17 protein-coding genes are annotated in these 20948 nt (G+C 67.8%); 6 read left to right on the forward strand and 11 right to left on the reverse strand.

Features of this window, described 5'->3' with window-relative positions; genetic code table 11:
• Positions 1 to 49 precede the first annotated feature (49 nt).
• The 6 genes from AWC17_RS01490 to AWC17_RS01510 form a co-directional block, all read right to left on the reverse strand.
• Positions 50 to 490 (reverse strand): hypothetical protein, encoded by a 441-nt coding sequence (locus AWC17_RS01490; protein ID WP_046184333.1) that lies wholly within the window; start codon positions 488 to 490, stop codon positions 50 to 52.
• Positions 491 to 647: 157 nt separating this feature from the next.
• Complete coding sequence (locus AWC17_RS01495; protein ID WP_047322438.1) at positions 648 to 1025, reverse strand: hypothetical protein; 378 nt, start codon at positions 1023 to 1025, stop codon at positions 648 to 650.
• Between the two features lie 179 nt (positions 1026 to 1204).
• Positions 1205 to 1363, reverse strand: coding sequence for a VOC family protein (locus tag AWC17_RS32430; protein ID WP_156181101.1), 159 nt, complete (start codon positions 1361 to 1363; stop codon positions 1205 to 1207).
• 79 nt (positions 1364 to 1442) lie between these two features.
• Entirely contained in the window at positions 1443 to 2585 is a 1143-nt protein-coding gene (locus AWC17_RS01500) for a DUF4185 domain-containing protein (RefSeq protein WP_047322485.1), read from the reverse strand.
• Positions 2586 to 2602: 17 nt separating this feature from the next.
• Positions 2603 to 3649, reverse strand: a complete 1047-nt coding sequence (locus AWC17_RS01505; RefSeq protein WP_085164171.1) for an aspartate-semialdehyde dehydrogenase — start codon at positions 3647 to 3649, stop codon at positions 2603 to 2605.
• Between the two features lie 2 nt (positions 3650 to 3651).
• Positions 3652 to 4917 carry an aspartate kinase gene (locus AWC17_RS01510; protein WP_046185701.1) on the reverse strand — a complete coding sequence of 422 codons (1266 nt, stop codon included), beginning with the start codon at positions 4915 to 4917 and terminating at the stop codon, positions 3652 to 3654.
• 242 nt (positions 4918 to 5159) lie between these two features.
• Here AWC17_RS01510 and leuA point away from each other — a divergent pair, with 242 nt between their 5' ends.
• On the forward strand, positions 5160 to 7001 hold the full coding sequence (leuA, locus tag AWC17_RS01515; RefSeq protein ID WP_167385532.1) for a 2-isopropylmalate synthase: 1842 nt from the start codon (positions 5160 to 5162) through the stop codon (positions 6999 to 7001).
• Between the two features lie 6 nt (positions 7002 to 7007).
• On the opposite strand, the gene AWC17_RS01520 is transcribed toward leuA, so the two are convergent.
• From AWC17_RS01520 to AWC17_RS01530, 3 genes are read right to left on the reverse strand one after another with little or no spacing between them, the layout of a single operon-like run.
• A complete protein-coding gene (locus tag AWC17_RS01520) occupies positions 7008 to 7574 on the reverse strand; it encodes a TetR/AcrR family transcriptional regulator (protein WP_046185699.1) in 567 nt (188 codons plus the stop codon).
• Positions 7574 to 8023: a hypothetical protein gene (locus tag AWC17_RS01525; RefSeq protein WP_046185698.1), complete on the reverse strand. Its 450-nt coding sequence runs from the start codon at positions 8021 to 8023 to the stop codon at positions 7574 to 7576. Before AWC17_RS01525 ends, AWC17_RS01520 begins: the two co-directional genes overlap by 1 nt.
• A gap of 43 nt (positions 8024 to 8066) precedes the next feature.
• Positions 8067 to 9059, reverse strand: a complete 993-nt coding sequence (locus AWC17_RS01530; RefSeq protein WP_046185697.1) for a DEDDh family exonuclease — start codon at positions 9057 to 9059, stop codon at positions 8067 to 8069.
• A gap of 157 nt (positions 9060 to 9216) precedes the next feature.
• On the opposite strand from AWC17_RS01530, the gene AWC17_RS01535 reads away from it, so the two are divergent.
• Genes AWC17_RS01535 through AWC17_RS01545 form a run of 3 tightly spaced genes read left to right on the forward strand, consistent with a single transcriptional unit; the run spans position 9217 to position 11827 of the window.
• Positions 9217 to 10458, forward strand: a complete 1242-nt coding sequence (locus AWC17_RS01535) for a Mur ligase family protein (protein ID WP_047322436.1) — start codon at positions 9217 to 9219, stop codon at positions 10456 to 10458.
• Between the two features lie 4 nt (positions 10459 to 10462).
• On the forward strand, positions 10463 to 11158 hold the full coding sequence (locus tag AWC17_RS01540; protein WP_141224401.1) for a type 1 glutamine amidotransferase: 696 nt from the start codon (positions 10463 to 10465) through the stop codon (positions 11156 to 11158).
• A gap of 57 nt (positions 11159 to 11215) precedes the next feature.
• Complete coding sequence (locus AWC17_RS01545) at positions 11216 to 11827, forward strand: C39 family peptidase (protein ID WP_046183969.1); 612 nt, start codon at positions 11216 to 11218, stop codon at positions 11825 to 11827.
• A gap of 119 nt (positions 11828 to 11946) precedes the next feature.
• On the opposite strand, the gene recR is transcribed toward AWC17_RS01545, so the two are convergent.
• Complete coding sequence (gene recR / locus AWC17_RS01550) at positions 11947 to 12558, reverse strand: recombination mediator RecR (protein WP_046183970.1); 612 nt, start codon at positions 12556 to 12558, stop codon at positions 11947 to 11949.
• Between the two features lie 13 nt (positions 12559 to 12571).
• Entirely contained in the window at positions 12572 to 12919 is a 348-nt protein-coding gene (locus AWC17_RS01555) for a YbaB/EbfC family nucleoid-associated protein (protein ID WP_047322435.1), read from the reverse strand.
• Positions 12920 to 13017: 98 nt separating this feature from the next.
• Here AWC17_RS01555 and AWC17_RS01560 point away from each other — a divergent pair, with 98 nt between their 5' ends.
• Together AWC17_RS01560 and pks2 are read left to right on the forward strand one after the other, a co-directional pair.
• On the forward strand, positions 13018 to 13791 hold the full coding sequence (locus AWC17_RS01560) for an Rv3717 family N-acetylmuramoyl-L-alanine amidase (RefSeq protein ID WP_046183972.1): 774 nt from the start codon (positions 13018 to 13020) through the stop codon (positions 13789 to 13791).
• An 880-nt stretch (positions 13792 to 14671) separates the two neighbouring features.
• Complete coding sequence (gene pks2 / locus AWC17_RS01565) at positions 14672 to 20932, forward strand: sulfolipid-1 biosynthesis phthioceranic/hydroxyphthioceranic acid synthase (protein WP_046183974.1); 6261 nt, start codon at positions 14672 to 14674, stop codon at positions 20930 to 20932.
• Positions 20933 to 20948 lie beyond the last annotated feature (16 nt).

The raw sequence follows: 20948 nt of genomic DNA on the forward strand, positions 1-20948 counted from the left end.
TGCTCCCTTTCTGGACCAAGTCAAGAAAAATGTCTACGCATGCCGCCCGTCACGGACGCGGTCCCGGCGCGCTCGGGCCCGGGCTGAGGGCGCTCGTCGGCGGCTGGCCAGGACCGCTCAGGCCGGGCCCGCCGGCCGGTCCACCGGGTCCGCCCGGACCACCTGGAGGCATGGGCACGATCAACCCGGGCCCGCCATCACCCCACGGGCCGTTGCCGGGTCCGGGTCCCCACGGGCCGTTGCCGGGTCCGGGGCCTCCGCCGGGTTTGAACATCTGGCCGTGGTGATAGTGGCAGTGGTGGTAATACCCGAAGACGAGGGCACCGGCGAAGAACACGGTGGAGATGATGAAGACGATCCCGGCGACGATGATCACCCACGCCGCGGCCGTGTAAAGCCTCGGGGGCTTCACCCGCTCCGGATGGGGCGGCGGCGGTGGTGGCGCGGCGTGGGTCGGCGGGGTCGACGAAGGTTCAGGTGTCTCGCTCATCCTTGAATGATGCCCAGGGTCGCGACGGGCTTAACAGGTTCGGCCCACAAACTTGCTGTGAATCGAAATGCGGCGGTTAGTTGCCGGGGAAGAAACGACGCGCAGCCCGGTGCTCTGGCGAGCACCGGGCTGCTGGTTGTTCAGTGAGCGGGTCGGACTACGGCGTCCGGGTTGGGGCTACCGACGAGGGAATCTGGCTGGGGCCGGGGGCACCGGGGGTCGCCGACGCGGGTCCGCCCTGCTGGATGCCGGCGGGTCCGCCGGCACCCGGGCCGCCCGGACCGCCCATGCGATGCTGGTGCATCCACGCCGCGTGGTGCTTGTGGTGATGACCGCCGTGGTGGCCACCGCGGTGGCCGAGGATGAAGCCGGTGAAGAAGATGACCGCGACGATGAACACGATCCCGGCGACGATGGCGACCCAGGCGGCGACTTGGAAGACCCGAGAGGCCCGGTATGGCGCCGCTACCGCGGCCGGCGCCGGTGCAGTTGCGGTGGAAGTCCGCGCAGCGGGGGTTTCAGATGTTTCACTCATGAGACAAATGATGAAGGCGTTAACAATAGTTGCGGCTATGCGCGACTTATGTAGCAGCTGTGAACCGAAACCCGCTGCCTCGCAGGTAAGACGCACCCGATCCGCCACAGGTAAGCGTTACCGACCCGCAGTCCCATCAACCGGCTCGGACAACATGAAGCGGTGTCCTTCCGGGGATTTCAACGACCAAGCCGAAAGGTCACGGGCCCCGCAGCGCAGAAGGTCCAATTGCCGGGGTCCGGCTCGGTGATTTTGCAGCCGAGCACCGAATGAAACCACTGGGCGGCTTTGTCCAGATCGTGCACTGCCAGGACGGGGTCGGCGCTAACGAATTCCATTGCAGCAGTGTGAACGACGAACCCATCCCGCCGAGCATTGGCCTCCACGGTGCTGCGGAGGGAGCGCTCGTTGCGGCAGCTACGCCGGCTTGAACGGGTTGACCGCGAATTGGATCACCCGGTATGGCGCGGCCACCCGGGCGCGAGTATCCCACTGGCTCACGAAGATTCGCAGCTCGTCCAGCGTGGAGCCGGGCGAGATGTATCCGCCGTACGGTTGCGCGAGCCGATTGTCATAAGGCGGCGGCAGGCTTTCCGCCGGTTCCGGCCACTCGTCGTGCTGTACCACCGTGGTGACCGGCGCGTCGCCCAGCGCGGTCGGGTCGTCGGCGACGCGGACCTCCATGTTGCCCGTGACGGAGTTGAAATACGACAGCACGGTCTTGCCGTCGATCTGCCGCACGGACATCTCGCCCACCGCGTCCGGCCACAGCGGGGTCGGGGGCTTGCCCCAGCCGCCGCCCGGTCCCGCCGCCCAGCCCTGCCACCGGGACCTGTCGGTAAACGCTTGCGGGGCGGCCCGATAGAGCACGACGGGGTCCCTGCGGGTGAAGCTGTCGGCGACGATGTACACCCAGCCGGTGGGCGAGTCCGGGGTGGGGATCGGGTCGTAGTAGCCGCTGATCTGCGTCTGCGAGCCGCCTTGATAGGACGCCGGTCTCCGCGAGCCGGTGATGGTCTGCCAGCCCGCCCGCGCGGGCTCGGCCGTCACCAGCCGTGAGCTTTGCGGCTCCAGGTTCTTCGTCGTCGTCACCATCACGTAGTTGCGGCGGTTGATCTGCACCACTCCGGCGGGCAGTTGCGAGGTCCCCGGCGGGGTGGGGTCGGCTAGCAGCGGATTGCTGAGCCCGGTCACGCCGGTGTAGCGCACGCCGGCCGGGTCGTCGACGGAGGCGGTGTCCACATGCAGCGCCACCGGCGCGTACCAGCCGCCGAACCCGACGCCCTGGCCGGCGAAGCTGTCGCCGCAGACCTGCAGCAGTTCGGTGGGGAACTCGACGAACTCACAGAGGTCGGTCGCGCCGATGCCGTAGTCGCCGGTGGGGGTGCCGGTGCCTGCCGTGGGCCCGATCCGCAGCACCTGACCGGGCGCCAGCGGCTGCACGATGGGCTCGGGGGCCGGCGCCGGCGGGTCGGCGTGCGCGATCCAAAACCATTGCGGCGCAAGCAGAGTTAAAGCAAGCGAGCACCGCGCGACCAGTCGAGTGTGGGCTGAGCTCATTGAGCTCACCCGCTGATTCACAGCCGGGCGGCCAGCAGCTCGGCGATCTGGATGGTGTTCAGCGCCGCCCCCTTGCGCAGGTTGTCTCCCGAGACGAACAAGGCCAGGCCGCGCCCATCGGGCACCCCCGGGTCGTGGCGGATGCGGCCGACCAACGATTCGTCGACGCCCGCGGCCGCCAACGGGGTCGGCACGTCGACCACCTTGACGCCGGGCGCGCCGTCGAGCAGCTGTCGGGCGCGCTCGGGCGACAGCGGCCGGGCGAATTCGGCGTTGATCGACAGCGAGTGCCCGGTAAACACCGGCACCCGCACGCAGGTTCCGCTCACCGCCAGGTCGGGGATGCCAAGGATCTTGCGGCTCTCATGCCGCAGCTTCTGGTCCTCGTCGGTTTCCCCGGAGCCGTCGTCCACCAGCGAGCCGGCCAGCGGCACCACGTTGAAGGCGATCGACGCGACGTAGGTCTTGGGCGCCGGGAACTCGACGGCGGAGCCGTCGTGCACCAGCTGCTCGGCGTCGTCGATGACCGCGCGCGCCTGGGTCGCCAGCTCCTCGACCCCGGCCAGCCCGCTGCCGGACACCGCCTGGTAGCTCGAGACCACCAGGCGCACCAGCTCGGCCTCGTCGTGCAGCACCTTGAGCACCGGCATCGCGGCCATCGTGGTGCAGTTCGGGTTGGCGATGATGCCCTTCGGTCGGCGATGCGCGTCCCGGTCGAAGTTCACCTCGGACACCACCAGCGGCACGTCGGGGTCCTTGCGCCACGCCGACGAATTGTCGATCACCGTCACTCCGGCCGCGGCGAACCGCGGCGCCTGGACCAGCGACATGGTCTTGCCGGCGGAGAACAACGCGATGTCCAGGCCGGTCGGGTCGGCCTTCGCGGCGTCCTCGACCTCGATCTCCTGGCCGCGGAATGCCAGCTTGCGCCCCTGCGAGCGGGACGACGCGAAAAACCGCACCGACGTTGCGGGGAAGTCCCGCTCGTCGAGCAACCTGCGCATCACCTGGCCCACCTGGCCGGTGGCGCCTACAACGCCTATCGACACGCGATTCGCGCCCATATTTACCTGCCCGTCCCCGCATATACCGTGGCCGACTCGTCGCCGCCGAGCCCGAACGCCTCGTGCAACGCCACGACGGCCTTGTCTAGTTCGGTGTCGCGGCACAGCACCGAGATGCGGATCTCGGAGGTGGAGATCAGTTCGATGTTGACGCCGACCTCCGCCAGGGCCTCACAGAAGGTCGCGGTGACGCCGGGGTGGCTGCGCATGCCCGCGCCGATCAGCGAAACCTTGCCGATGTGGTCGTCGTAGAGCAGCTGCGTGAAGCCGATCTCGTCCTTGAGCGCGTCCAGCTTGGCCACCGCCGTGGGCCCGCTGTCCCGCGAGCAGGTGAAGGTGATGTCCGTCTTGCCGTCCTCCACCTTGGAGACGTTCTGCAGCACCATGTCGATGTTCACGTCGGCGTCGGCGACGGCGCGGAACACCCGGGATGCATACCCGGGGATGTCGGGGATGCCGACGATGGTCACCTTGGCTTCGCTGCGGTCGTGTGCGACTCCGGTCAGGATGGGGTCTTCCATGGCTATGTCCTTGATCGATCCGACGACGACGGTGCCTGGTTTGTCCGAGTACGACGAGCGGACATGCACCGGAATGTTGTAGCGGCGTGCGTATTCCACACAGCGCAGCATCAGCACCTTCGCGCCGCACGCCGCCATCTCGAGCATTTCCTCGAAGGTCACCTTGTCCAACCGGCGTGCGTTGTGCACGATCCGCGGGTCGGCGGTGAAGATGCCGTCCACGTCGGTGTAGATCTCGCAGACGTCGGCGTGCAGTGCGGCGGCCAGGGCGACGGCGGTGGTGTCCGAGCCGCCGCGGCCCAGCGTGGTGACGTCGCGGGTGTCCTGGCTGACGCCCTGGAACCCGGCGACCAGCACGATCCGGCCTTCGTCGAGCGCGGCCTGCAGCCGTCCCGGGGTCACCTCGATGATCTTCGCGTTGCCGTGCGTGCCGGTGGTGATGACGCCGGCTTGCGAACCGGTGAACGAGCGCGCCTCCGCGCCCAGCGATTCGATCGCCATGGCCACCAACGCGTTGGAGATGCGCTCGCCGGCGGTCAGCAGCATGTCGAGTTCCCGCGGCGGCGGGGCCGGGCAGACCTGCTGGGCCAGGTCCATCAGGTCGTCGGTGGTGTCGCCCATGGCGGAGACCACCACGACGACGTCGTTCCCCTGCTTCTTGGTCGCGACGATGCGTTCGGCGACACGGCGGATCCGATCGGCGTCGGCCACCGAGGATCCGCCGTACTTTTGCACGACGAGCGCCACGTTATTGTTCCCGCATTCTTCCCGCCCTTGGGCACGATTTAAGTCCACAACAGAATACGTGGCTGCGCATAGCGGTTTACGCCGCGATGCTAAGAGCCACAGCCTGTGGTTTTCGGCGAGTTTTAGCGCAATTTTCGCCATGGCGCCAATCGCGGTAGAGTTCAGGACGTGCAGCGGGTGCTCCTCCTCGGACGCCGCGACGGGGTCTGATCCAGACCGGCCTCCCGTCGCGGGTGTTCGCGATGCGCCGGTCTGAGGTTCCTTCTGACACCCCCGGAGCAACTACCGTGACTTCCAATCCCGACGCCTATACGTCGACACGATCGATCGTCAAACCCGCGGGCCCGCCGGGGTCCGGCCAGCCCGCCTGGAATCCCCAGCGCGGTTCCGCGATGCCGGTCAACCGGTACCGATCCTTCGCCGAGGAAGTCGAGCCCATTCGGCTCCCCGACCGCACCTGGCCCGAGCGCGTCATCAACAGCGCCCCGCTGTGGTGCGCGGTGGACCTGCGCGACGGCAACCAGGCGCTGATCGACCCGATGAGCCCGACCCGCAAGCGCCGCATGTTCGATCTGCTGGTGCGCATGGGTTACAAGGAGATCGAGGTCGGCTTCCCGTCGGCCAGTCAAACCGACTTCGACTTCGTCCGCGAGATCATCACCGACGGGGCCATCCCCGACGATGTCACCATTCAGGTGCTGACCCAGTGCCGCCCCGAACTCATCGAGCGCACCTTCACCGCGTGTGAGGGCGCGCCGCGGGCCATCGTGCATTTCTACAACTCGACGTCAATCCTGCAGCGCCGCGTGGTTTTTCGCGCCGATCGGGCCGCGGTGCAGGCCATCGCCACCGAGGGCGCCCGCAAGTGTGTCGAGGAGGCCGCCAAATACCCTGGCACGCAATGGCGTTTCGAATATTCGCCGGAGTCCTACACCGGAACCGAGCTGGAGTACGCCAGGCAGGTGTGCGACGCCGTCGGAGAGATCATCGCGCCGACGCCGGACAACCCGATCATCTTCAACCTGCCCGCCACGGTGGAGATGGCCACCCCCAACGTCTACGCCGACTCGATCGAGTGGATGAGCCGCAACCTGGCCAACCGGGAATCCGTCATCCTGAGCCTGCACCCGCACAACGACCGCGGAACAGCCGTTGCCGCAGCCGAATTGGGCTTTGCCGCCGGCGCCGACCGGATCGAGGGCTGCCTGTTCGGCAACGGCGAGCGCACCGGCAACGTGTGTCTGGTGACGTTGGGGCTCAACCTGTTCTCCCGCGGCGTGGACCCCCAGATCGACTTCTCCAACATCGACGAGATCCGTCGCACGGTGGAGTACTGCAACCAGCTGCCCGTGCACGAGCGTCACCCCTACGGTGGCGACCTGGTGTACACCGCGTTCTCCGGCAGCCATCAGGACGCCATCAACAAGGGCCTCGACCAGATGAAGATCGACGCGGACGCCGCGGACGCCGACGTCGAGGACATGCTCTGGCAGGTGCCGTATCTGCCGATCGACCCCAAGGACGTCGGCCGCACCTACGAGGCGGTGATCCGGGTCAACTCGCAGTCCGGCAAGGGCGGGGTGGCCTACATCATGAAGTCCGACCACGGTCTGGCGCTGCCGCGCCGGCTGCAGATCGAGTTCTCCCAGGCGATTCAGAAGATCACCGAGGGCGAGGGCGGCGAGGTCTCCCCGAAGGAGATGTGGGACGCGTTCTACGAGGAGTACCTGGCCCCGGTGTGGCCGCTGGAGCGGATGAAACAGCGGGTCGAGGCATCGGAGGAAGACAGCGGCACAACCACGATCGCGGCGACCGTGAAGGTCAACGGGGCGGAGACCGAGATCAGCGGCGCCGGCAACGGCCCGCTTGCGGCGTTCGTCCACGCGCTGGGCGATGTGGGATTCGACGTCGCGGTTCTCGATTACTCCGAGCACGCGATGAGCGCCGGTGACGACGCGCAGGCCGCCGCGTACGTGGAGGCGTCGGTCAACGGCCGCACGGTGTGGGGTGTCGGCATTGCGCCGTCGATCACGACCGCGTCGCTGCGCGCCGTCGTGTCGGCGGTCAACCGCGCGTCACGCTAAGCGGCTCTAGGCATCAAAGAACGCGCGCAGCAGTCGCTCCACTACCCCGGCCGGGTCGTCGGGGGCGCCCGCAATCGTGAGGTTGCTGAACACGTAGCCGTTGAGCAGGCGGCTCAGCTCCTCCATCTGCTCGGGCTGCGGCGTGTAGCCCGCCGCCTCGAAGATCAGCGTCGCTGACTTCACCGCGGCCGCCTGCAGGTCCTTCAGAAACGGCCGGAGCTCGGGCCGGCGCGTGCCCTCCATGAACAGCTCGAACCGGGCCAGCGTGTACCGGCGCGCCTGTTCGTCGGGCTCGGAGATCATCCGCGTCAAGAAGGCTTTGACGCCGTCGCGGTTGAGCGGCCCGATCGCGCTACGCAAGGCCTCGACGCGTCGCCAATGCAGGTCGACGGTGCGGGCCGCCGTGGCTTCGAGCAAGGCCTGGCGCGTCCGGAAATAGTTCGAGGTCGTGCCGGCAGGCAGGCCCGCCCGCTCATCGACCTGGCGGTGCGTCAGTCCCCCGACGCCGGTGTCGGCGAGGATGCCGATCGCGGCGTCCAGGATTTGCGCGCGGCGTTCCGGGTTGGGCGGCATCAGTCTTTGTAGCGCACTCGCCAGAACATGGTCAGGAACGCCGGATAGACGACGATCAGCAACAGGTAGCTGAACCACACCGGAAACCACATGTAGGTCGAGAGGTCTTTGGCCACGTAGGAGCAGTACACGTGCAGCGGCACGCTGCCGGCGATGTAGACGAGTGACGCGGTGAAGAAGGCCCGCTGGCGCTTGTTGGCGAACCGGACGCGCCGCCAGACCAGAATGCCGGTGATGGCCGCATAGGTCATCGGGACGAGCAGGATCCGGTCGGTCGTCAGGGTGAGCGCGTGTTTCAGCGTGGCCTCGTCCCCGAAGCCCACCCGGTACACGTGAATGAGGACGCCGAGCGAGATGGTCAGCATGGCCGCCTCGCGGAAGAAGTATCCGTGCCGGCGGTAGGACGCCCACCAGGACCCCTTGTTCACTACACCAGTAGTGGTACTCATGCCGCGACGGTACCACTATGCACGTAGTGGTACAAGAGGCTCGTCAGAACAGCGCGAGCTGCTGGTCGACCGTGGTGATGTCGGTGAATTCCTCCATGCTGGTGCCGCCGACCACGGCGCGGATGGAGTTCATGAACTGCACGTCGGAGATCACCGGCACCCCGAGCTGGCGGGCCAAGTAGCCCTTGCCCTGTTCCGGGGCGGGGTCGTTGCAGACCACCAGCGAGGTCTCCCCGTCGACGGCGTCGCTGTAGGCCAGCCCGGCGTGCAGGATTCGCTCGACGAGTTCCTCGTGCGTGCGTCCGACCTCGGCCGCCAGGGCCACCCGCATGCCCTGCACCAGCGGCCTGCCGCACACGTAATGGCCGGGGTTGAGATACGGGCAGGGCATCCGCGAGGCCAGCACCTTCAGCGGGCGCAGCTCGTCGTGGGTGACACGGCCGTTCGGCCACCGGCGCCGGGTCACCGGATGCACCGGCAGCCAGATGTCGCGTTCGCGCGCCCGCGCGAGGGCGGACGCCAGCACTCCGGTCAGCACCATGGCGTCGTCGAAGGCGTCGTGCGGCCGTTCCTGGGTCACGCCCCAGTGCGCCGCCAGGGTCTCCAACCGCAGGTTGTCGATGCCGAGGTCCAGCCGCCGGGCCAGCTCGACCGTGCACATGACGGAGTCGATGGGCAGTTCGGCCTCGGCGAGCTCGGCTTCCGCGGCCAGGAATGCGTAGTCGAACGCGACGTTGTGGGCCACCAGCGTGCGGCCGTCCAGCACCTTGACCACGTCGTCGACGACGTCGGCGAACTGCGGTTGATCTTCCAGCATGGCGGCGGTCAGGCCGTGCACGTGGGTCGGACCCGGGTCCACGCCGGGGTTGAGCAGACTGACGACGGATTGTTCGACTCGGCCGTCGTTGTCGAGGCCGAGCACCGCCAGGCTGATGACCCGTGCCTGACCCGGCCGAAAGCCCGAGGTCTCGACGTCGATGACCGCCCAGCCCCCGTCCGGCTCGCTGGCCGGCCGACCCCAGGACACCCGGTTCATGAATTGAGGATGGCACGTCCGACCGACATCGCCTGGTCACCGTGCATCGTGTCGGCGCTGAATTCGATGACGGCGGCGACCCCCCTCTACCCGATGGGGCGACCCCCAGCGCCCGGCGCTCTGCGCCGCGCTTGCGATCGCCCTTAAACTCACCCGCGTGATCACCACCCGTGCGCGTCTCGCCCTCGCCGCGGGAGCAAGCGCGCGCTGGGCATCGCGGGTGACCGGGCGCGGCGCCGGGGCGATGATCGGCGGCCTGATCGCGATGACCCTGGACCGCTCGGTGCTCCGTCAGCTCGCCGCCGGACGGCGCACCGTCGTCGTCACCGGCACCAACGGCAAGTCGACCACCACCCGGATGACCGCAGCCGCCCTGGGCACGCTGGGGTCGGTGGCCACCAACGCCGAGGGCGCTAACATGGACGCCGGTCTGGTGGCCGCGCTGGCAGCGAACCGCGAGGCGCCGCTGGCGGCCCTGGAAGTCGACGAGATGCACGTGCCGCACGTCTTGAATGCGGTGGAAGCCGCCGTGATCGTTTTACTCAACCTGTCTCGCGACCAGCTGGACCGCGTCGGCGAGATCAACGTCATCGAGCGCACGCTGCGAGCCGGGCTGGCCCGGCACCCGGCGACGGTCGTCGTCGCCAACTGCGACGACGTGCTCATGACGTCTGCGGCCTATGACAGCCCGAACGTCGTGTGGGTGGCCGCGGGCGGCTCGTGGGCGAACGACTCCGTCAGCTGCCCGCGCAGCGGCGAGGTCATCGTCCGCGACAAGAACCACTGGTATTCCACCGGCGCCGATTTCAAGCGGCCCAGCCCGCAATGGTGGTTCGACGACGAGACGCTGTACGGGCCCGACGGGCTGGCCCTGCCGATGCGGTTGGCGCTGCCGGGCGCGGTGAATCGCGGCAACGCCGCCCAGGCCGTCGCCGCGGCCGTCACGCTGGGCGCGGATCCTGCGAAGGCCGTGGCGGCCGTGTCGGGCGTCGACGAGGTCGCCGGGCGCTACCGGACCGTCCGCATCGGCGACCACGAGGCGCGGATCCTGCTGGCCAAGAACCCGGCCGGCTGGCAGGAGGCGCTGTCGATGGTCGACAAGCACGCGGCCGGGGTGGTCATCTCGGTCAACGGGCAGGTTCCCGACGGGGAAGACCTGTCGTGGCTGTGGGACGTGCGCTTCGAGCGCTTCGAAGAGTCGGCCTCGAAAAGGCCCATAGTCGCCGCCGGCGAACGCGGCACCGACCTCGCGGTTCGCCTCGGATACGCGGGCGTCGACCACACCCTCGTGCACGACACCGTGGCCGCCATCGCGTCGTGCCCGCCCGGGCGGGTCGAGGTCGTCGCCAACTACACCGCGTTCCTCCAGCTGCAGCGGGCATTGGCGCGCCATGGCTGACTCGATAGTGCGGATCGGGCTGGTGTTGCCCGACGTGATGGGCACCTATGGCGACGGCGGCAACGCGCTGGTGCTGCGCCAGCGGCTGCGGTTGCGGGGCATCGCCGCGGAGATCGTGGAGATCACGCTGGCCGACCCGGTGCCGGGCTCGCTGGATCTCTACACCCTGGGCGGCGCGGAGGACTATGCACAGCGGCTGGCCACCAAGCACCTCATCAAGCATCCGGGGCTGCAGCGCGCCGCGGACCGGGGAGCGCCCGTGCTGGCGATCTGCGCAGCCGTCCAGGTGCTCGGGCAGTGGTATGAGACGTCGGCGGGCGAACGGGGCGACGGCGTGGGTCTCCTCGATGCGACCACCTCCCCGCAGGATGCCCGCACCATCGGCGAACTGATCACCAAGCCGCTGCTGACCGGGCTGACCCAACGGCTCACCGGTTTCGAGAACCACCGGGGCGGCACCGTCCTGGGGCCCGCCGCGTCACCGCTGGGAGCGGTGGCCAAGGGCGCGGGCAACCGGGCGGGTGACGGCTTTGACGGCGCAGTGCAGGGCAGCGTCGTCGCCACCTACATGCACGGACCGTGCCTGGCCCGCAACCCCGAGCTGGCCGACCTGCTGCTGAGCAAGGTGGTGGGTGAGCTGGCGCCGCTGGAGCTGCCGGAGGTGGAGTTGTTGCGCCAGGAGCGACTGGCCGCTCGCTGAAGGCCGGCCCCGCGCCACCTCAAGGATCCTTTTAGGGCTATCGCTCAGCCTTGCTCCATGGCTAACAGCATCAAGCTCGCGGCGATATTCGGCGCGGCCGCCGCTTTGGCGGTCCCCTTCGCCGGCACGGCCCACGCCGCCCGCGACGGGATGCACGGCGACCCGGCCGCCGCCGCGCCCTACTGGCGCTACCAGCAACAGGACCTGGACTGCGGGGAGATGGCGGTGGCCGATGTGATCGGCCAGATCAGCGGCCACGAGCCCAGCGAGGACGAGATCACCGCCACGGCCGGCAACATCCCCAGCGTCAGCCACTCCGGGCCGATCTACCGCCCGGCCGGCAAGACCAGCAACAGCGACCTCGCGGTGCTGTTGGCGCACTACGGCGTGCACGCCGCCGGGGTGCACACCGACACCGACGCGCTGGCGCAGGAACTGGATCGGGGCCACAAGGTGATCGTCGGCCTCAACGACAAGATCATCTGGGACGAGCCCGGCAACCGCACCCGGGAGAACCACTTCGTCGTCGTCATCGGCATCGACACCACGGCCCGGGTGGTGCACCTGAACGACAGCGGCATCGAGGCCGGCCGCGACGAGCAGGTGCCCCTGGCCACGTTCGAGAAGGCGTGGGCCACCAGTGACAACTTCGCCGTCGTGACCGCCTGACGGTTGCCCGCGAGCCGCCGCTACAGGCATGTGGTCAACGGCGGATTTGATAGCGCATGCGATATCAAATTTGAGAGTCGCCCATCCCTACCGAGAGCTCCCGGCGGCCGACGAACGCGTCAGACCATCGCCCGGCGGCCGGTGAGCGCGCGGCCCAGCGTCAGTTCGTCGGCGAACTCCAGGTCGCCGCCCATCGGCAGCCCGGACGCGATTCGCGTCACGCTCAGCCCGGGGATGTCGCGCAGCATCCGAACCAGGTAGGTGGCGGTCGCCTCGCCCTCGGTGTTGGGGTCGGTGGCGATGATCACCTCGGTGATGTCGACATCGTCGACCCGCTCCCCGATCCGGCTCAGCAGCTCGCGGATCCGCAGCTGATCGGGCCCCACCCCGGACAGCGGATCCAGCGCGCCGCCCAGCACGTGGTAGCGGCCGCGGAACTCGCGCGTGCGCTCGACGGCCTGCACATCCTTGGGCTCCTCGACGACGCACACCAGCGAGCCGTCCCGGCGGGGGTCCGAGCAGATCCGGCAACGCTCGTTGTCGGAGACATTGCCGCACACCGCGCAGAACCGCACGCCGTCGCGGACCTTCCCCAGCGCCGCGGTCAGCCGGTCGATATCCGGCGGTTCAACCGACAACAGGTGAAAGGCGATGCGTTGAGCGCTCTTGGGCCCGATGCCCGGCAGCTTGCCGAGCTCGTCGATCAAATCCTGGACGGGTCCTTCAAACATGTCGATGGATGAGCTAGAGCTCCGGCGCCGGGGCCGGCGGCTGGCCCGGCGGTGGCCCGCCGAAACCGCCGGCCAGCGCGCCGAGCCGCTCCTGCGCCATGCGGGTGACCTGCTTGGAAGCGTCCACCATGGCCCCGACGATCAAGTCCTGCAGCGTCTCGACGTCCGCGGGGTCGACGACCTGGGGATCGATCTGCACCGCGACCACCTCGCCGCTGCCTTTCACGGTCACCTTGACCAAGCCGCCACCGGCCTGCCCGTGGACCTCTGCGTTGGCGAGCTGTTGCTGGGCTTCCATCAACTTCTGCTGCATCTGCTGCGCCTGGGCCAGCAGCGCCGACATGTCACCTCCGGGTTGCATGACAGTTCCCTCGCATCTTGGTCTCGAACTGGTTTCGCCTGCGTGTGTCCGGCGATTCGAAACACCCAGCGTAGACCGCGCGACGCTACCTTGGCGCCGTGGACCTACGAGTGAGCAGGCGTGTCGGCATCAGGTTGGTCGTCGGTGTGCTGGTTGCGGCTTCGGCGGCGATCACCCCGACCGCGGCCCCGACTGCATGGGGGGTTCCCTCCAACATCGCCGGCATGGTCGTCTTCATCGATCCCGGCCACAACGGCTCCAACGACGCCTCCATCGGCCGCCAGGTGCCCACCGGCCGCGGCGGCACCAAGGACTGCCAGGCGAGCGGGACGTCGACCAACAGCGGCTATCAGGAACACACCTTCACCTGGGACACCGCGCTGCGGGTCCGCGCGGAGTTGAACGCCCTGGGCGTCCGGACCGCCATGGCGCGCGGCGACGACACCGGGCTGGGGCCGTGCGTCGACGAGCGCGCCAACATGGCCAACGCGCTGCACCCCAACGCGGTCCTGAGCATCCACGCCGACGGCGGGCCGGCGTCGGGCCGGGGATTCCACGTCAATTACTCGGCCCCGCCGCTGAACCAGGTGCAGGCCGGACCGTCGGTGCAGTACGCCCGGATCATGCGAGACCAGATGCAGGCCTCTGGGATTCCGCCGGCCAACTACATCGGCCAGAACGGGCTGTATGGGCGCTCGGACCTGGCCGGGCTGAACCTGGCTCAGTACCCGTCGATCCTGGTCGAGTGCGGCAACATGAAGAACCCCGCGGATTCGGCGCTGATGGAGTCGGCCGAGGGCAGGCAGAAGTACGCCGACGCGATGGTCCGCGGTGTCGCGGGTTTCCTGGCCTCGCAGGGCCAGGCCCGCTAGGCCGCCGCAGGCGCCTGGCACGCGCCGGCGCCACCCGCGGAGGCTTCTCCGCCGGGCCGTCTGACCAATCGTGGCTTAACACACAGCTAACACACTGGCCACTTCGGAAAATTTGCCTCAAGGCGGCCCGCGCCAACGAGACCTTGGGTATGGTTTGTTCCACGCATGTCGAGTTGCGGGGTGGGAGAACCGATGATCGACCCGTCGACAACGACAACGCCGATTTGTTCGTTTCGGCCGACGACAACCGGCGCGGGACGACTTGTGGCAGGCCGTCGCCGAAGTCTCAACCAACTGCCGGACGGTCGAGAGCGCAGCCATTCGCGCTGCATCTCCGCTCCGCCCGACGAAGTGGCGACGGCGGCCGCGCCGGCGCCGCCGTCTATTCATACGCCTTCGAGGCGGGCAATGTCGGATGGAACTTGAGGGCGGGACACAGCTACCGGCGGGGCGACAAGCAAACGTCCGGCCTTCGCGAAAGTCTGGTCATTTCCGTACCGAATGGCGACGCAGCCTATTGGCGAATATCGGGGTTTCACTCAATCCGGATTTGCCTGGGCAAGTAACCAGCAAAGTGCCGCGAGGGCCGGAACCACTCAGGGCCGATTTCTTCGGGGTGGGCGGCCAAGTTTTCCATGGAGCGATTGATTATTCGGACGCCGAGCCGAACTCTGATTATGTCTTTGCGCTGGTAGACCCCGGATTGCAACCCATCAGCCGCGCAATCGATCAATTGGAATGGACACCGGTATGACGTCCAACGCCCGACGTTTCTTGCAACCAATTGTCGAAGATGCGCCGACTCAAACAGGCGGTCCCATCAGCCAATTCGAATTAAATCGCGCTTACCGCCCCACCGGATAAGAAGAGGTGAACGGCCGTGGACAAAGCTACTGTCACTTCCACCGCTGTCATCGGCATGGCCTGTCGGCTGCCGGGGGGCATCGACTCCCCTGAGCGGCTGTGGGAGGCGTTGGTACGCGGGGATGACCTGGTCACGGAAGTGCCGCTGGACCGGTGGGACGCCGAGGAATATTACGACCCTCAGCCGGGAGTGCCGGGTCGATCGGTGACGAAGTGGGGCGGGTTCCTCGATGACGTCGCCGGCTTCGATTGCGAGTTCTTCGGGATCAACGAGCGCGAGGCCACCGCGATCGACCCCCAGCACCGGTTGCTGCTGGAAACCTCCTGGGAGGCCGTGGAACACGCCGGCCTGACTCGAGAGACCATGGCCGACTCGCTCACCGGTGTGTTCGTGGGTTTGACGCACGGCGACTATCAACTGCTGGCCGCCGATGCGAACGCCGTGGAGGCGCCGTATGGATTCACGGGCAGCAGCTTCAGCCTGGCATCCGGGCGTATCGCGTATGCCTTGGGCATCCACGGTCCCGCGATGACGGTGGACACCGCATGCTCGTCCGGTCTGACGGCGGTCCACCTGGCCTGTCACAGCCTGAGCGACGGTGAAAGCGACCTTGCCCTGGCGGGTGGCGCCGCGGTGATCCTGGATCCGCGGAAGTTCGTCGCAGGTTCCGCGGAAGGCATGCTGTCTCCCACCGGACGGTGCCATGCGTTCGACGTCGCGGCTGACGGGTTCGCGTCTGCCGAGGGCTGTGTCGTGGTCTTACTCAAACGTTTGTCCGACGCGCTGCGCGACGGCGATCGGATTCTGGCCGTAATCCGCGGCAGTGCTGCCAACCAGGACGGCCACACCGTCAACATCGCCACACCGTCGGTCAAGGCGCAGACCGCGGTGTACAAGGCGGCGTTGGCCGCCGCAGGCGTCGACGCCCGCAGCGTCGGCATGGTCGAGGCGCACGGCACCGGCACGCCCGTCGGCGACCCGGTCGAATACGCCAGCCTCGCCGCCGTCTACGGCATCGACGTCCCCTGCGCGCTGGCAACGGTGAAGACCAACTTGGGGCATGCCCAGTCGGCCGCCGGAACGCTCGGGCTGATGAAAACGATCCTGGCCCTGCAGCACGGCATGATTCCGCAAAATCTGCACTTCACCCGGCTGCCCGACGAAATGGCCGCGATAAACACCAAACTTTTTGTTCCGCAAACGATTACACCGTGGCCGACCAATGGTCATCATCCCCGACGGGCGGCGGTGTCGTCGTACGGACTTTCGGGAACAAACGCACACGCCATCGTGGAGCAAGCCCCAGCGCAGGCTCCCGAATCCGCTGTGCCCGAAGCCATCCCAGCTGATTCGGTTACGGCGGCACCTCTGCTGTTCCCGCTGTCGTCGACCTCAGCCGACGAATTGCGCCGCACCGCCGGCCGCCTGGCCGACTGGGTGGCAGCGCATGAGGATGTGGCCTTGACGGATCTGGCCTACACCCTGGCGCGTCGGCGCACGCACCGCCCAGTACGCACTGCCGTCATTGCGAGTAGCCGGCCGGAGCTCACCAGAGCTTTGCGCGAGGTCGCCGACGGCGACGCTCCGTATCAGGCCGCGGCGGGGCAGGACGACCGGGGACCGGTCTGGGTGTTCTCGGGACAAGGTTCGCAGTGGGCTCAAATGGGAGCTGAGCTGCTGGCGACCGAACCGGTGTTCGCCGCGACCGTCGCGGCGGCCGAGCCACTGATCGCCCACGAGGCCGGGTTCTCGGTGACCCTGGCGATGACCGCCTCGCAGACCGTGACCGGTATCGACCGGATTCAACCGACCCTGTTCACCATGCAGGCCGCGCTGGCCGCCACCATGCGCTCGTACGGGGTCCAGCCAGGCGCGGTCATCGGGCATTCCCTGGGTGAGGTCGCTGCGGCCGTCGTCGCGGGAGCGTTGTCCCTGGAAGACGGGTTGCGCGTCATCTGCCGGCGCTCCCGGCTGATGTCCCGCATCTCCGGCGCCGGTGCGATGGCCTCGGTGGAACTGCCTGCCCAGCAAGTGCTTTCGGAGCTGGTGACCCGTGGTGTCGACGACGCCGTGGTGGCGGTGGTGGCGTCGCCGCAGTCCACAGTGATCGGCGGTGCCACCCAGACGGTGCGCGATCTGGTCGCAGCCTGGGAATCGCGCGACGTGATGGCCCGCGAGATCGCCGTCGACGTCGCCTCGCACTCCCCCCAGGTCGATCCGATCCTCGACGATCTGGCCGACGCGCTCGCCGAGCTGCACCCGATGCCGCCGGAAGTTCCCTTCTACTCGGCGACCCTCTACGACCCGCGCGAGCGGCCGCTCTGCGATGCCGGGTATTGGGTGCAGAATCTGCGCCAGATGGTGCGGTTCGCCCCGGCGGTGCGGGCCGCCTTGGAGGACGGCTACCGGGTCTTCGCGGAGCTGGCGCCCCACCCGCTGCTCACCCACGCGGTCGAGCAGACCGCCCGCAGTCTCGACATGCCGCTGGCCGCTCTGGCCGCCATGCGCCGCGAGCAAGCGCAGCCATACGGGCTACGTGGTTTTGTCGCGGATCTGTACAGCGCGGGGGCCGCGGTCGACTTCTCCGCGCTCTACCCGAATGGCCGGCTGGTGGACGCGCCGCTGCCGACCTGGACGCACCGTCGGCTGTTGTTGAGCCGCGGCGGTCAACCCTCGATACACGGTGGTTGCACCGTTTCGGTGCATCCGCTGTTGGGCGCCCACGTGCGCTTGCTGGAAGACCCGGAGCGCCACGTCTGGCAGGCCGAGGTCGGCACCGCCGCCCAGCCCTGGCTCGGCGATCACCAGGTCCGCAATGTGACCGTGTTTCCGGGGGCTGCTTACTGCGAAATGGCGCTGGCGGCCGCGCGCGCTGTGCTCGGCAACGCCTCTGAAGTCCGTGACTTGCGCTTCGAACATGCGCTGCTGCTGGACGAGCAGACCACGATCGGCGCCTCGGCGGTGTTGTCGTCAACGGGCGTCGCCGATTTCGCCGTGGAGTCCGATGAGGGGGGCGAACAAGCACAGCTGGTTACCGCGGTTCTATATGCCGCAGCGGCGGATCCCCCTCCCGCACATGACATCTCCGCGCTGCTCGCCGCGCACCCGGGCCGCGAGGACGGTGCCGAGGTGCGCCGTCGCCTGGACGAGCGCGGTGTTCGGTACGGGCAGGCATTCAGCGGTCTCGCCGCGTTGCACATCGGCGATGGCGCAACCCGCAGTGTGGTGGCCGAGGTCGCGCTACCCAGCCAAATCCGCTCGCAACAAGATGCCTACGGGGTGCACCCGGCGCTGCTGGATGCCTGCTTTCAGTCCGTCGCGGCGCACCCGGAATTGCATGCGCTGGGCGAAGATGTGCTGGCATTGCCGCTGGGTCTTCGCCGGCTCCGCTCCTACGACGCTGCCCGCAGCGCCCGCTACTGCTACACACGGGTGACGAAAGCCGATACTTCCGGAGTGGAGGCAGACCTCGAGATGCTCGATGAGAACGGGGCCGTCCTACTCGCCGCGCAGGGTTTGCGATTGGGTGCCGGAGCATCCGAAAACGACCACGACGAACGGCTGCTGGCCAAGCGATTGCTGACGATCGAGTGGCGTCAACGAGAACTGCCAGGGGCGGAACACAACAACCCCGGAGCCTGGCTGGTCGTCGGCCCCACCGCCGATGTCGTCACCCCGATGACGGACGCACTGAAACAGCTTGGCGCACAATGCACCACCATGTGCTGGCCGCCGCACACCGACCACACCTTGAACAGCGAACTGCTTCGCGATCACCTGCGTGCCGGTGGATTCAGCGGTTTGGTGATCGTGACGGGACCCGGGAAAGGCGACTCCGGTGACCAGTCGCCGCTGCTGGGCCTGGAGTCCGTGCAGCATCTGGTGCATGTCACCCGCGAATTGTCCGACATTCCCGGCCAACTCCCCCGCCTCTATGTCGTGACGCACAACGCCCAGACCGTAGTGGCCAGTGACTTGCCCAATTTGGAGCAAACCGGGCTACGGGGTTTGATGCGCGTAATCGGCACCGAGCATCCGCACTTGCGGGCCACCCAGATCGACGTGGACGATGACACCGATGCCGAGCAGCTCGCCCGCCAACTGGTCGGCGGCTCAGAGGAAGACGAGACGGCCTGGCGACACGGCGCGTGGTACACGGCGCGGTTGGCCCTCAGTCCGCTGCGCCCCGAGGAGCGGCAAACCACCATCGCCAACCTCGAGCTCGACGGCATCCGTCTGCAAATCCGCACGGCCGGTGATCTGGAGTCGGTGGAATTCATTGCTCGCGAACGGGTTACGCCGGGGCCGGGCCAGATTGAGGTCGAAATCAGTGCCTCCAACATCAACTTCGCCGATGTACTGGTCGCGTTCGATCGTTATCCCGCCTTCGAGGGCCGACGACAACAGCTGGGCACCGATTTCGCCGGAGTGGTGACCGCCGTCGGACCAGGTGTGACGGACCATAAGGTCGGCGATCACGTTGGGGGTCTGTGTGGCGACGGATGCTGGGCCACGTTCATCACCTGCGACGCGCGCCTGGCGGTGACGCTGCCGGCTGGACTCTCCGATGAGCAGGCCGCGGCGGTACCAACCGCACACGCCACCGCGTATTACGGCCTGCATGAGCTGGCTCATATCAAGGCCGGTGATCGCGTTTTGATTCACTCTGCGACGGGCGGGGTGGGACAGGCGGCGATCGCGATGGCCCGGGCCGCCGGCGCCGAAATCTTCGCCACAGCGGGCAGCGAGCAACGTCGTCAAATGTTGCGCGACATGGGCATCGACCATGTCTACGATTCGCGAAGCACCGAGTTCGCCGAACTGATAAGACGCCAAACCAACGGGTACGGCGTAGACATCGTGCTTAACTCGGTCCCCGGCGCCGCCCAACTCGCGGGGCTCAAATTGCTCGCTCTCGGTGGACGATTCGTCGAGATCGGCAAGCGCGAAACCCGGCTGGGTCTCTTCTCGTTTCGGCCCAACCTCGCATTTCACGGCGTCGACCTGGCGCTGCTGTCGTACAGCGAACCCGAACGGGTTCACGACTTGTTGACCACGGTGTACCAGCTCATCGCGGACGGTGTGCTCCCGATGCCGGAGAGCACGCACTACCCGCTTGCCGAAACCGGCAACGCCATTCGAACGATGGCCGGCGCCCGGCATACCGGCAAGATCGTGCTTGACGTCCCGCACACCGGCCACCACCGGGTGACGGTGCCGCCGGCGCAGGCTCGGGTGTTCCGCCGCGACGGCGCCTACCTCATCACCGGCGGCCTGGGGGGCCTGGGGCTGTTCTTGGCGGAGAAGATGGCCGCCGCGGGATGTGGGCGTATCGTGCTGTCCTCACGCTCACAGCCGACGCGCAATGCGCTGGAGACGATCGAGCGAATCCGCGCGACCGGCGCCGACATCGTGGTGGAGTGCGGTGATATCGCTCAATCCGACACCGCGCACCGGTTGGTGGCCACAGCGACGGCGACCGGGCTTGCGGTGCGCGGCGTGCTGCACGCGGCGGCGGTCGTGGAGGACGCCACACTGGCCAACATCACCAATGAGCTGATCGCGCATGACTGGGCGCCAAAGGTCTACGGCGCGTGGAATTTGCATACTGCAACCGTCGGGCAGCCGCTGGACTGGTTCTGCTCGTTCTCCTCGGCGGCCGCGCTGGTGGGCTCGCCGGGGCAGGGCGCCTACGCCGCGGCCAACAGCTGGGTGGACGGCTTCACCCACTGGCGCCGGGCTCGGGGCCTGCCGGCCACCGCAATCGCCTGGGGCCCCTGGGCAAAGATCGGGCGCGCGACCGCGCTCGCGGAAAGTTCCGACATTGCAATCGCCCCCGACGAGGGCGCTTACGCATTCGAATCGATACTGCGCCACGACCGAGCCTATACCGGCTATGCGCCGATCACCGGCACCTCCTGGTTTGCGATCCTCGCCGAGCGCAGCCTGTTTGCGCAGGCATTCCGTTCCATCGGACAAAACCAAACGGGCACAAGCAAACTGCGTGCTGAGCTCGACGAGCTGCCCGTGGACGAGTGGCCCACCTGGCTGCGGCGTCTGATCTCCGATCAGGTCAGCCTGATTCTGCGTCGCAGCGTCGATCCCGACCGGGCGCTCTCCGGGTACGGCTTGGACTCGCTGGGCGCCCTCGAACTACGCACCCGCATCGAGACCGAAACGGGGGTTCGCATCCCGTCCGCTGACATCTCCACCATAACCGTCCGCGGTCTAGCGGGGCTGCTATGCGAGAAGCTAGCGCCCGCTAGTGCGGCCTGACACCGAGGGGGGTCGG

The organism is Mycobacterium nebraskense (genome assembly GCF_002102255.1).
Classification (GTDB): Bacteria; Actinomycetota; Actinomycetes; order Mycobacteriales; family Mycobacteriaceae; genus Mycobacterium; species Mycobacterium nebraskense.

What these genes read in the sequence shown, in the direction of transcription:
- AWC17_RS01525 (WP_046185698.1), bottom strand. Translation starts at nt 8,023, where the DNA reads ATGAGTACCACTACTGGTGTAGTGAACAAGGGGTCCTGGTGGGCGTCC.
- AWC17_RS32430 (WP_156181101.1), bottom strand. Translation starts at nt 1,363, where the DNA reads ATGGAATTCGTTAGCGCCGACCCCGTCCTGGCAGTGCACGATCTGGAC.
- recR (WP_046183970.1), bottom strand. Translation starts at nt 12,558, where the DNA reads ATGTTTGAAGGACCCGTCCAGGATTTGATCGACGAGCTCGGCAAGCTG.
- AWC17_RS01555 (WP_047322435.1), bottom strand. Translation starts at nt 12,919, where the DNA reads ATGCAACCCGGAGGTGACATGTCGGCGCTGCTGGCCCAGGCGCAGCAG.
- leuA (WP_167385532.1), top strand. Translation starts at nt 5,160, where the DNA reads ATGCGCCGGTCTGAGGTTCCTTCTGACACCCCCGGAGCAACTACCGTG.
- AWC17_RS01530 (WP_046185697.1), bottom strand. Translation starts at nt 9,059, where the DNA reads ATGAACCGGGTGTCCTGGGGTCGGCCGGCCAGCGAGCCGGACGGGGGC.
- AWC17_RS01520 (WP_046185699.1), bottom strand. Translation starts at nt 7,574, where the DNA reads ATGCCGCCCAACCCGGAACGCCGCGCGCAAATCCTGGACGCCGCGATC.
- AWC17_RS01495 (WP_047322438.1), bottom strand. Translation starts at nt 1,025, where the DNA reads ATGAGTGAAACATCTGAAACCCCCGCTGCGCGGACTTCCACCGCAACT.
- AWC17_RS01500 (WP_047322485.1), bottom strand. Translation starts at nt 2,585, where the DNA reads ATGAGCTCAGCCCACACTCGACTGGTCGCGCGGTGCTCGCTTGCTTTA.
- AWC17_RS01545 (WP_046183969.1), top strand. Translation starts at nt 11,216, where the DNA reads ATGGCTAACAGCATCAAGCTCGCGGCGATATTCGGCGCGGCCGCCGCT.
- AWC17_RS01490 (WP_046184333.1), bottom strand. Translation starts at nt 490, where the DNA reads ATGAGCGAGACACCTGAACCTTCGTCGACCCCGCCGACCCACGCCGCG.
- AWC17_RS01505 (WP_085164171.1), bottom strand. Translation starts at nt 3,649, where the DNA reads ATGGGCGCGAATCGCGTGTCGATAGGCGTTGTAGGCGCCACCGGCCAG.